The organism is Thalassospira sp. GO-4 (assembly GCF_023588965.1).
Lineage (GTDB): Bacteria > Pseudomonadota > Alphaproteobacteria > Rhodospirillales > Thalassospiraceae > Thalassospira > Thalassospira povalilytica.
Genome location: NZ_CP097807.1, coordinates 142,832 through 154,226 on the forward strand (window position 1 = coordinate 142,832; position 11,395 = coordinate 154,226).

At 55.4% G+C, this 11,395-nt stretch carries 10 protein-coding genes and 3 tRNA genes; 11 read left to right on the forward strand and 2 right to left on the reverse strand.

Annotated elements, in window-relative coordinates:
* Positions 1-67: 67 nt before the first annotated feature.
* Positions 68-706, reverse strand: a complete 639-nt coding sequence (locus tag M9H61_RS00690) for a VOC family protein (protein ID WP_250282833.1) — start codon at positions 704-706, stop codon at positions 68-70.
* Between the two features lie 42 nt (positions 707-748).
* Positions 749-1,627: a 23S rRNA (guanosine(2251)-2'-O)-methyltransferase RlmB gene (gene rlmB, locus M9H61_RS00695; protein ID WP_101247921.1), complete on the reverse strand. Its 879-nt coding sequence runs from the start codon at positions 1,625-1,627 to the stop codon at positions 749-751.
* 196 nt (positions 1,628-1,823) lie between these two features.
* Here rlmB and M9H61_RS00700 point away from each other — a divergent pair.
* The 11 genes from M9H61_RS00700 to rpoB all read left to right on the forward strand — a co-directional run bounded on the left by M9H61_RS00700 (position 1,824) and on the right by rpoB (position 11,295).
* Positions 1,824-1,908: transfer RNA gene (locus tag M9H61_RS00700), tRNA-Tyr, on the forward strand.
* Between the two features lie 37 nt (positions 1,909-1,945).
* Positions 1,946-2,019 (forward strand) — tRNA-Gly (locus tag M9H61_RS00705).
* Positions 2,020-2,096: 77 nt separating this feature from the next.
* Complete coding sequence (gene tuf / locus M9H61_RS00710) at positions 2,097-3,287, forward strand: elongation factor Tu (RefSeq protein WP_206927257.1); 1,191 nt, start codon at positions 2,097-2,099, stop codon at positions 3,285-3,287.
* A gap of 132 nt (positions 3,288-3,419) precedes the next feature.
* Positions 3,420-3,495, forward strand: a tRNA-Trp gene (locus M9H61_RS00715).
* 50 nt (positions 3,496-3,545) lie between these two features.
* A complete protein-coding gene (secE, locus tag M9H61_RS00720) occupies positions 3,546-3,743 on the forward strand; it encodes a preprotein translocase subunit SecE (protein ID WP_040824880.1) in 198 nt (65 codons plus the stop codon).
* Between the two features lie 4 nt (positions 3,744-3,747).
* Positions 3,748-4,278, forward strand: coding sequence for a transcription termination/antitermination protein NusG (gene nusG, locus M9H61_RS00725; RefSeq protein ID WP_068518433.1), 531 nt, complete (start codon positions 3,748-3,750; stop codon positions 4,276-4,278).
* Between the two features lie 105 nt (positions 4,279-4,383).
* On the forward strand, positions 4,384-4,812 hold the full coding sequence (gene rplK / locus M9H61_RS00730; protein WP_068518434.1) for a 50S ribosomal protein L11: 429 nt from the start codon (positions 4,384-4,386) through the stop codon (positions 4,810-4,812).
* Between the two features lie 4 nt (positions 4,813-4,816).
* Positions 4,817-5,515 (forward strand): 50S ribosomal protein L1, encoded by a 699-nt coding sequence (rplA, locus tag M9H61_RS00735; RefSeq protein ID WP_068518435.1) that lies wholly within the window; start codon positions 4,817-4,819, stop codon positions 5,513-5,515.
* A gap of 282 nt (positions 5,516-5,797) precedes the next feature.
* The gene (rplJ, locus tag M9H61_RS00740) at positions 5,798-6,316 is read left to right on the forward strand and encodes a 50S ribosomal protein L10 (RefSeq protein WP_068518436.1); all 519 of its coding nucleotides are present in this window, start codon (positions 5,798-5,800) and stop codon (positions 6,314-6,316) included.
* Between the two features lie 55 nt (positions 6,317-6,371).
* Complete coding sequence (gene rplL, locus M9H61_RS00745) at positions 6,372-6,749, forward strand: 50S ribosomal protein L7/L12 (protein ID WP_068518437.1); 378 nt, start codon at positions 6,372-6,374, stop codon at positions 6,747-6,749.
* Between the two features lie 379 nt (positions 6,750-7,128).
* Complete coding sequence (gene rpoB, locus M9H61_RS00750; RefSeq protein WP_250282835.1) at positions 7,129-11,295, forward strand: DNA-directed RNA polymerase subunit beta; 4,167 nt, start codon at positions 7,129-7,131, stop codon at positions 11,293-11,295.
* Positions 11,296-11,395 lie beyond the last annotated feature (100 nt).

Genomic DNA, 11,395 nt, shown 5'->3' on the forward strand with positions numbered 1-11,395 from the left:
CCGGGGAAATCAAGTGCTTGTCGGCCGAAACTGACAAATGGTTTTCGTGCCCCTGCAATCCCCGTGTTTATCGCAGTTCCTTCTGACCGGCAGGGGTGGTTATCTGCGCCCGATAGCAAAGATCGGGGCCCTTGATGACCGCAGGCGGACGATCAATCGAAAGACCGTTATAAAGTGTCCTGATCGCATCCGGATCAGGGTGCGCCAGTGTTATTGATTGCAGTCTGGCGCCAAGGTCGGGAATCTCGGCCATCGAGGTCGGATCATTGCGGTGATCAATAAGAGACGGCGCGGCACCGGCCAGCGGCAACGATCCGTCTGCCGGGATGGCAAAACAGAACGTCGGATCGTCGAACGGAAGGTCAACACGTTCGCCGAAAATGCCGTCATATTGCGCAAGAACACTGTCAATGCTGGTGGTGCTGGCAACCCAGCCACGCAGGCGCTTGCCCGTATCCCAATCGGCCCGGACCTGTTTCGGGTTATCGAGGCCAAACCATCGCGGGCGATCCGGGCGACGGGCGACCGGATCGGATGCGATGATTTCCAGATAGACAGTGTCGCCCAGCTGAACACGATGATTGTGCGTACCCATGTAATCGTGACGGGTTCCAAACGGAATATCCAGATCAAGGCAGCTTTTAACGTGATCGACTCCTTCCGCCAGGGTCGGCGCGATCACAGTAAGGTGGTCCAGCTTGAGCACAACAGCATTCCCCGTACGCTAGGACGGCAAGTGGATGGGCGGTCAGCTTTTGGTGCGATACAGCTCGTAAAGCGCAACCGCGGCGGCGTTGGACACATTAAGGCTTTCGATGCGGTCAGACATCGGAAGCTTGACCAGAAAATCACAGCTTTCGCGGGTCAGGCGACGCAGGCCTTCGCCCTCCGACCCCATGACAATACCCACACGGCCATGCAATTTGGCTTCGGCCAGGGTCTGTTCGGCATAGCCATCCATACCGGCCAGCCAGAAATGCGCGCCTTTGAGTTTATCAAGTGTCTGATTAAGGTTGCCGGCATGAATATAGGGCACGGTTTCAAGCGCGCCACTGGCCGATTTGGCAAGCACACCGGTTTCAGGCGGGGCGTGCCGGTCCGGTACGATGACGGCCGCGGCCCCAAAGGCCGCCGCACTGCGCAGAATCGCACCGACATTGTGGGGATCGGTGACCTGATCAAGAACCAGCACGGTGCATTGTTCCGAATCCCTGTGATCGGCAATCAGTTCTTCGACTGAAATCTGGGGCAGGGGGGCACAATGCATGGCCATGCCCTGATGAACTGTGCCCGGCGGCAGCATTTCATCAAGGTCGGTACGGCCGGCGGCATCGACGGCAACATCATTGCGATCGGCCTCGGCGAGGGCGGCGACAATTTCATCGCGGACATTTTCGGTCGCCCAGATTTTGTGAATCGTGCGTTGCGGATTGGCAATTGCCATCATCACAGGGTGACGCCCGAAGAGAATCAGGCGCGAATTTCCACCCGATGATCCGCCATCGCGGCCGCGCTTTCGTCCACGGCGCGAATTGCCTTCGCGGTTTTCATCGTTGTGCGGGAGGTTGTCCTGCCCGCTGTCACCTTGATGACGATTTCCTGAACGTGATTTGTTGCGACGCGACATAATGGCGGAAACCTCCGGGCCGTAAGGAACTGAATGCACTTTGTTTGACTCTGAAAGCAGAGCTTGGGGAACATATAGGAAAGGAAATACGATTTCGTGCTTTTTTTGCTGTTGACAACACATGCCCCTCCACCGTATTCCCTCCCTCGCCGCAACGAGGCCGGGCTCAAAACCCGGACGGCGTTAAGACCCTGATGGAGGGGTGGCAGAGCGGTCAAATGCAGCGGACTGTAAATCCGCCGACTTAGTCTACGCAGGTTCGAATCCTGCCCCCTCCACCACTCTCTCGCCCTCGCGAGAGCTCGCAGATAAAAATATGCGGGTGTAGCTCAATGGTAGAGCAGAAGCCTTCCAAGCTTACGACGAGGGTTCGATTCCCTTCACCCGCTCCAATTTTATGATGCAACCCGTCGGCTCGTGCGGTGGGTTTCTACGTGTTTTTTTGGTTCGGATATAGGATCTGAGGGCAATGGCCAAGGAAAAGTTTGAGCGTACAAAACCGCACGTTAACGTTGGCACCGTCGGCCACGTTGACCACGGTAAAACCACGCTGACCGCAGCGATCACCAAAGTTCTGGCAGAACAGGGTGGCGCATCGTTCCAGGACTACAGCATGATCGACAAGGCACCGGAAGAGAAAGCTCGTGGTATCACGATCTCGACCGCGCACGTCGAATATGAGACCGAAAACCGCCACTACGCGCACGTCGACTGCCCGGGCCACGCTGACTATGTTAAAAACATGATCACTGGTGCTGCACAGATGGACGGTGGCATCCTGGTTGTTTCGGCAGCTGATGGCCCGATGCCGCAGACCCGCGAGCACATCCTGCTTGCACGTCAGGTTGGCGTTCCGGCACTGGTCGTGTTCATGAACAAGGTTGACCAGGTTGACGACGAAGAGCTTCTCGAGCTCGTCGAAATGGAAATCCGTGAACTTCTGTCGTCCTACGACTTCCCGGGCGACGATATTCCGATCATCAAGGGCTCGGCTCTTGCTGCTCTGGAAGGTCGCGATGACGAAATCGGCAAAAACGCTATCCTCGAGCTGATGGCTGCTGTTGATGACTACATCCCGGCACCGGATCGTCCGAAAGACAAGCCGTTCCTGATGCCGATCGAAGACGTGTTCTCGATTTCGGGTCGTGGTACGGTTGTTACCGGTCGTGTTGAAACCGGCGTTGTTAAAGTTGGCGAAGAGATCGAAATCGTCGGCATTAAAGACACCGTCAAAACGACCGTTACCGGCGTTGAAATGTTCCGCAAGCTGCTCGATCAGGGTGAAGCTGGCGACAACATCGGCGCGCTGCTTCGTGGTACCAAGCGTGAAGACGTCGAACGTGGCCAGGTTCTGGCACATGTTGGCTCGATCACCCCGCACACCAAGTTTGAAGCAGAAGCTTACATCCTGACCAAGGATGAAGGTGGCCGTCACACGCCGTTCTTCTCGAACTACCGTCCGCAGTTCTACTTCCGTACGACTGACGTTACCGGTTCGATCGAGCTGCCGGCTGGCACCGAAATGGTTATGCCGGGCGACAACGTCCAGATGACCGCGACCCTCATTGCACCGATCGCAATGGACGAAGGTCTGCGTTTCGCAATCCGTGAAGGCGGTCGTACCGTCGGCGCAGGCGTTGTTGCGAAAATCATCGAATAATTTTTAAGATTTTGCACGATTGAGTGCTTGATCTTGGATGTGCGGGCGGCTATAAACCGCCCGCACACCCCGCCACCCGGGCGGGGATGAGCCAGAAAGAAGATAAGCTTTTCAACTTTCTGACGATCTTGTAGGAGTGTAGCTCAGTTGGTAGAGCATCGGTCTCCAAAACCGAGTGTCGGGGGTTCGAGTCCCTCCTCTCCTGCCAATTTTTCCGGGTCGTGAAACAAAGCATTAGAAAGCGGTGTAACCCCGACAATGGCTAAAACGTCGCCAGCACAATTCGTACAGCAGGTTCGCTCCGAGGCAAAGAAAGTCTCGTGGCCGTCCCGTAAGGAAACGACTGTTTCGACCATCATGGTTTTCGTGATGGTTGCTTTGGCGTCCGTTTTCTTCTTTGTTGTCGATCAGCTCCTCGCATGGGGTGTTAAGCTGGTCTTTGGTGTTGGGGGCTAAGTCAATGGCGCATCGCTGGTACGTATTGCACGTTCACTCCGGATTCGAGAAAAAGGTCGCCCAGTCGATCCGCGAACAAGCCATCAAGAAAGGTCTTGAAGGCGAGATCGAAGAAGTCCTGGTTCCGACTGAAGAAACTGTCGAGATGCGTCGCGGCACCAAGGTCAATGCCGAGCGGAAGTTTTTCCCGGGCTATGTCCTGCTGAAGATGGATCTCACTGACGAAAGCTGGCATCTGGTCAAAAATACTGCCAAGGTCACCGATTTCCTCGGTAGCCGTGGCAAGCCGATGCCGATTTCCGAAAAGGAAGCTCAGCACATTCTGCATCAGGTGCAGGAAGGTGTTGATCGTCCGAAGCCGACCATCGCATTCGAGGTTGGCGAGGAAGTGCGTGTTTCCGATGGCCCGTTTGCATCGTTTAACGGTGTCGTCGAAGGAGTTGATGAAGAACGTGCACGCCTGAAGGTGTCTGTTTCGATCTTCGGTCGTTCAACTCCGGTCGAGCTGGAATATACCCAGGTCGAGAAGCTTTAAAAAACGATCTTGAAAATTTAAGTCGCTGCCTGTATACGCAGGCAGCAATCAAGGCGCGGGAGGTCAGCCATGGCCGGACCGCGCGCTTCTTTAAGAGGTACTCTAATGGCGAAGAAAATCGACGGCTATCTTAAGCTGCAGATTCCCGCCGGCAAAGCCAACCCGTCGCCGCCCGTCGGCCCGGCTCTTGGTCAGCGCGGCGTGAACATCATGGAATTCTGCAAGGCGTTCAACGCAGCGACCCAGCAGATGGAACCTGGTATGCCGATTCCGGTCGTCATCACCGTTTATTCCGACCGTTCCTTCTCGTTCGTAACCAAAACCCCGCCGGCATCCTACTTCCTGAAAAAGGCAGCAGGCATTGCCAAAGGTTCCGGTACCACCGGTAAAGGTTATGTTGGCAAGGTGACCAAAGCACAGGTCAAAGAAATCGCAGAAGCCAAAATGGCTGACCTCAATGCATTCGACATTGATGGCGCGATGGCAATGATCGAGGGCTCTGCCCGTGCGATGGGTCTCGAGGTTGTGGAGTAAGACGATGGCCAAGACTGGTAAACGCCTTGCCCAGGCCTATGAGGGCATCGACCGTAACACCCAGTACGAACTGGCAGCTGCTGTCAAACTCGTCAAAGAAGGTGCAAAAGCAAAATTCGATGAAACCATCGAAATTGCCATGAACCTTGGTGTTGATCCGCGTCACGCTGACCAGATGGTCCGTGGTGTTGTTTCCCTTCCGCATGGTACCGGTAAAACCATGCGCGTTGCTGTCTTCGCAAAAGACGCCAAAGCAGAAGAAGCCCAGAAAGCTGGTGCCGACGCTGTTGGTGCAGAAGACCTGATGGAAGCAATGCAGAAAGGCGATCTGAACTACGATCGCGTTATTGCAACCCCGGACATGATGGCTGTTGTCGGCCGTCTCGGTAAGGTTCTCGGCCCGCGCGGCCTGATGCCGAACCCGAAACTCGGCACCGTTACCATGGATGTTGCAACCGCAGTTTCCGACGCAAAAGCTGGCCAGGTCCAGTTCCGCGCCGAGAAAAACGGTATCGTCCATGCCGGTATCGGCAAGGCTTCGTTCAGCGAAGAGCAGATCCTCGAGAACGCAAAAGCATTCGTCGAAGCAATCGTTAAAGCAAAACCGACAGGCGCAAAAGGTCAGTACCTTCAGCGCGCTGCGATCAGCTCCACCATGGGTGCTGGCGTGAAACTGTCGATTGCTGACATCGCTTCGAAGTAAGAAGTTTTTCGAATTCTGACCGGTTTTCGGACCGGTCAGGACCGGAGAGGGCCCAGGCCCTCTCTACCTGTCTGTCCCAGACTGCAGGTGGGCGAAATCATTCGCTCTTAATCTCCTGCATAGGCAGAGGTTCCGGTACTTAGTTTTTCCCCGAACGGGGCATCACACAAGGCTTGGACATCTGGCAAACGGACGGGCGTCACAGACCGGTTCGAAAGGACTGGTCGCGTCTGTGAACCTCCTTGTGGGGTTCAGGGCAATAAGCAATGTCGGAGACTAAAAGTGAACCGCGATGATAAACAACAGTTCGTAGCAGAGATGCGCGAAGTGTTCGAAGCTGCGGAAGGCGTCGTCATCACCCAGTATAAGGGTCTGACGGTTGCTGAAATTACCGCTCTTCGTGCGCAGATGCGTGAAGCTGGTGCGGGCTTCAAGGTCACCAAAAACCGGCTTACGCGACTTGCTCTGGAAGGCACCAAATTTGCTGGTCTTGCAGACTACTTCACCGGCCCGACCGCGATTGGCTATTCAGCTGATCCGGCTTCGGTCGCAAAGGTAGCCTCCGAGTTCGCGAAATCCAACGACAAGCTGGTTCTTGTTGCTGGTGCCATCGGCGAACAGGTTCTCGATGAACAGGGCGTTAAAGCTCTGGCAGAACTGCCGTCGCTGGACGAACTTCGTGCGAAACTGGTTGGTATGATCCAGACCCCGGCACAGCGTATCGCTACGCTGACCTCCAAGCCGGCGGCTCAGATCGCCCAGGTGCTGAAGGCATATGCCGACAAAGGCGAAGCCGCGTAAACCAAATTATCCAGATATCTCAGATATCTAAGTTCAAGCCTAGGAGTTATACAAAATGGCCGATCTTAAGGCACTCGTTGAAGAGCTTTCCAAGCTCACCGTTCTTGAAGCTGCAGAACTTTCCAAAATGCTCGAAGAAGAGTGGGGCGTTTCCGCCGCTGCTCCGGTAGCTGTTGCTGCTGCTGGTGGCGCTGCTGCCGGCGGTGCTGCTGCTGAAGAGAAAACCGAATTCGACGTTATCCTCGCTTCTGCTGGCGACAAGAAAATCAACGTCATTAAAGAAGTACGCGGCATCACCGGTCTTGGCCTCAAAGAAGCCAAAGAACTGGTTGAAGGCGCTCCGAAAGCCGTCAAAGAAGGCGTTGCTAAGGACGAAGCCGAAGAAATCAAGAAGAAGCTGGAAGAAGCCGGCGCAACCGTCGAACTCAAGTAATCGACGGCTTCTTGCCAAGGTCTGGGTCGGCGTCCTCTGGGCGCCGGCCCTTCCGTCTCTGTGCTCCCTGGCAATCGGGCCGGGATATGTGCAGGGGCGCGAACAGGAATTTAACGGTTGACGCTGCCAAAGGTAATCGTACATAACGTAAGGCCGTTTAGGTCAGAGGTTATCTTTGACGGCGTCGACAGCCGAGGGATCAGTGATCTCAATCAAGTTGGATGTCAAAACACATCCACGGTCATAATCAAGTGAACGCCCGCCCCGTACGGGGCTCGGGCGTCGTTGTGCTGTATGCGTTTTGCGCAAGTCGGAAACGTATCAGGGCAGGGACGAACGAGTTCGGACGGTGTGGGGAGGCGCGATTAAAGGAACGATGATGGATAAGTCCTTTACTGGTCGAAAGCGCATCCGCAAAAGCTTTGGACGGATCAGCGAAGTCGCTCCGCTCCCGAATCTCATTGAGGTTCAAAAGAATTCCTACGACAAGTTTTTGCAGACCGGAACCCCGCAGGAGCAGCGGGACGATGCAGGTCTCCAGGAAGTGTTCAAGAGCGTCTTTCCGATTAAAGATTTTTCGGAACGCGCAACTCTTGAATTCGTTTCGTATGAGCTTGAGCAGCCGAAATACGATACCGAAGAGTGTCGCCAGCGTGGCATGACTTTTGCCGCACCGCTGCGCGTAACACTCCGCCTGGTTGTTTGGGATATCGACGAGGACACGGGTGCCCGTTCGATCCGCGATATCAAGGAACAAGACGTGTATATGGGCGACATGCCGCTCATGACCGAACACGGTACCTTTATCGTGAACGGCACCGAGCGTGTGATCGTTTCTCAGATGCACCGTTCGCCGGGCGTCTTCTTTGACCATGACAAAGGTAAGAGCCACAGCTCGGGCAAATATCTGTTTGCCGCGCGTGTGATTCCTTATCGTGGTTCGTGGCTCGATTTCGAATTCGACGCAAAAGACATTCTTTATGTCCGTATCGACCGTCGCCGCAAACTGCCGGCGACCACGCTGCTTATGGCTCTTGAAAACGAAGAGTCCGAACAGCTGCGTGCCCAGCGTGCCGAAGAAGGGCGCTCTGTCGATCCGTCGGAAATCGAAGGCCTGACCCCGGAAGAGATCCTCAACTATTACTATGAGTCGGCTGAATACCGCCGTACCGCAGATGGTTGGGTTACCGATTTCAGTGCAGACCGTTATATCGGCCAGAAGCTGGTTCACGATCTTGTTGATGCCAACAGCGGTGAAGTTGTTGCAGCAGCCGGTTCGAAAATCACCAAGCGTTCTGCTGCCAAAATCACCGAACAGGGCGTCAAGGAAATCCTGGTTCCGGAAGATCAGCTTAATGGCTGGTTCATGGCCGATGACCTGATTGACGGCGAAACCGGTGAGATCCTGGCAGAAGCCGGTCACGAACTGACCGAGGAAGTGTTCGAGCAGCTTAAGGAATGGGGCGTTGATTCCATCCGTCTGCTGATGATCGACCACAACCAGGTTGGTCCGTATCTGCGCAACACCATGGCACTGGACAAGAACAGCAACCGCGAAGAAGCCCTTGTGGACATCTATCGCGTGATGCGCCCGGGCGAACCGCCGACCCTCGAGGGTGCGGAAGCCATGTTCAAAGGCCTGTTCTTCGATGCAGAGCGTTATGATCTTTCGGCTGTTGGCCGTGTGAAGATGAATGCGCGTCTGAATCTGGAATGCCCGGATACTGTTCGTATCCTGCGCCGTGAAGACATTCTGGAAGTCGTCCGTGTTCTGATCGACCTGAAAGACGGTCGTGGCGAGATTGACGATATTGACCATCTTGGCAACCGTCGTCTGCGTTCGGTCGGCGAGCTGATGGAAAACCAGTTCCGTGTTGGTCTGTTGCGTATGGAACGTGCGATCCGCGAGCGTATGAGCTCGGTCGAGATCGACAACGTGATGCCGCATGACCTGATCAATGCCAAGCCGGTTGCGGCTGCTGTGCGTGAATTCTTCGGCTCTTCGCAGCTGTCGCAGTTCATGGACCAGACCAACCCGCTTTCGGAAATTACCCACAAACGTCGTCTTTCGGCGCTTGGCCCGGGTGGTTTGACCCGTGAGCGTGCCGGCTTTGAAGTTCGTGACGTTCATCCGACCCACTATGGTCGTATCTGCCCGGTTGAAACGCCGGAAGGTCCGAACATTGGTCTGATCAACTCGCTGGCGACCTTTGCACGTGTCAACCAGTACGGCTTCATCGAAAGCCCGTACCGCAAGGTTGTCGACGGCAAGGTGACCGCCGAGGTGATCTATCTGTCGGCGATCGAGGAAGGCCGTTATGTCATCGCACAGGCGAACGAACCGCTTAACGGTGATTTCAGCTTTACCAACGAACTGATCAACACCCGTAAAGCCGGTGACCACTATATGGCCCGCTCCGAAGAGATCGACCTTATGGACGTCTCGCCGAAGCAGCTGGTATCGGTCGCATCCGCGCTCATTCCGTTCCTTGAGAACGATGACGCGAACCGCGCACTGATGGGCTCGAACATGCAGCGTCAGGCGGTTCCGTTGATCCGCTCTGAAGCGCCGTATGTCGGTACCGGTATGGAAGTTCCGGTGGCACGTGATTCGGGTGCAACCCTGATCGCACGCCGTGACGGTGTTGTTGAATCCGTTGACGCGACCCGTATGGTTATTCGCGCAACCGGTGACATTGCCGCGTCGGAATCGGGTGTCGATATTTACACCCTGCTGAAATATCAGCGTTCCAACCAGGGCAGCTGCATCAACCAGCGTCCGCTGGTGAAAGTTGGCGATGTTGTCAAAAAAGGCGACATCATCTCGGATGGTCCGTGTACCGATATGGGTGAACTTGCCCTTGGCCGTAACGTGCTGGTCGCGTTCATGCCTTGGAACGGTTACAACTTCGAGGATTCCATCCTTCTGTCCGAGCGTATCGCCCGTGATGACGTTTATACCTCGATCCATATCGAGGAATTCGAAGTCATGGCCCGCGATACCAAGCTGGGTCAGGAAGAAATCACCCGTGATATTCCGAACGTCGGTGAAGAAGCGCTCAAAAACCTCGACGAGGCGGGCATTGTCTACATCGGTGCGGAAATCAAGCCGGGCGATATCCTTGTCGGTAAGGTAACGCCGAAGGGCGAAAGCCCGATGACGCCGGAAGAAAAACTTCTGCGTGCCATCTTCGGTGAAAAAGCATCCGACGTCCGTGATACGTCGCTGCGTGTCCCGCCGGGACAGTTCGGTACCATTGTTGAAGTCCGCGTGTTCTCGCGTCGTGGCGTTGACAAGGACGAACGTGCCCTGGCCATCGAGCGCGCCGAGATCGAGCGTCTCGCACAGGACCGTGACGACGAACGCGCCATTCTTGAGCGCAACTTCTATGGTCGTCTGAAAAACCTTCTGCTGGGTCAGCTGCTCGTTGATGGTCCGAAGGGCCTGTCGGGCGAGATCACCGAAGACAGCCTGTCGGGTGTCGCACGTGGTCTGTGGCGCCAGATTGCAGTTGCTGATGACAATGTCATGTCTGACATCGAAGCTCTGAAAAAGCAGTTCGAGGAATCGATTGCTGTTCTTCAGGCTCGTTTCGACGACAAGGTCGACAAGCTGCAGGCTGGTGACGAACTGCCGCCGGGCGTGATGAAGATGGTCAAAGTCTTTGTCGCGGTTAAACGTAAAATGCAGCCGGGTGACAAGATGGCCGGCCGTCACGGGAACAAGGGTGTCGTATCGCGCATTATGCCGGTTGAAGACATGCCGCACCTCGAAGACGGTACGCCGGTCGATATCGTTCTGAACCCGCTGGGTGTTCCGTCGCGTATGAACGTCGGCCAGATCCTTGAAACCCACCTTGGTTGGGCATCACGTGGTCTTGGCGAACAGATCGGCGAACTTGTCGATGCTGTTGCTGACGGTCGTGGCGAAATGGAAGACCTGCGTAACAAGCTTAATGATGTCTATGAAGGCGAAGAATACATCGCCGGCATCAAAGAGCTGTCCGATGGTGAAGTCATCGAGCTTGGCAACAACCTGCGTCGCGGCGTTCCGATGGCCACCCCGGTCTTCGACGGCGCTCGTGAGCCGGATGTTGTTCGTATGCTTGAAAAAGCCGGCCTTGATGGTTCTGGCCAGGTTGACCTCTATGACGGTCGTACCGGTGAGAAATTCCATCGCAAGGTGACAGTGGGCTATATCTACATGCTCAAACTGCACCACCTGGTCGATGACAAGATCCACGCACGTTCGATTGGTCCGTACTCTCTTGTTACCCAGCAGCCGCTGGGTGGTAAGGCGCAGTTCGGTGGCCAGCGTTTCGGGGAGATGGAAGTGTGGGCACTCGAAGCTTACGGTGCTGCATACACCCTTCAGGAAATGCTTACGGTCAAGTCGGACGACGTTTCGGGCCGTACCAAGGTTTACGAAGCCATTGTTCGTGGTGAAGACACCTTCGAGGCAGGCATTCCGGAGTCGTTTAACGTTCTTGTTAAAGAACTCCGTTCGCTTGGTCTCAATGTCGAACTTGAGCAGAACGAATACTAAGTGTGTGGCTGACAGGGGTGCCCATCCGGGCATCCCGGTCGCCATTTCGCATCTTTCGGCCTGAAATTGGCGAAACCCGGCGAGACCGGGCATAGCGGGA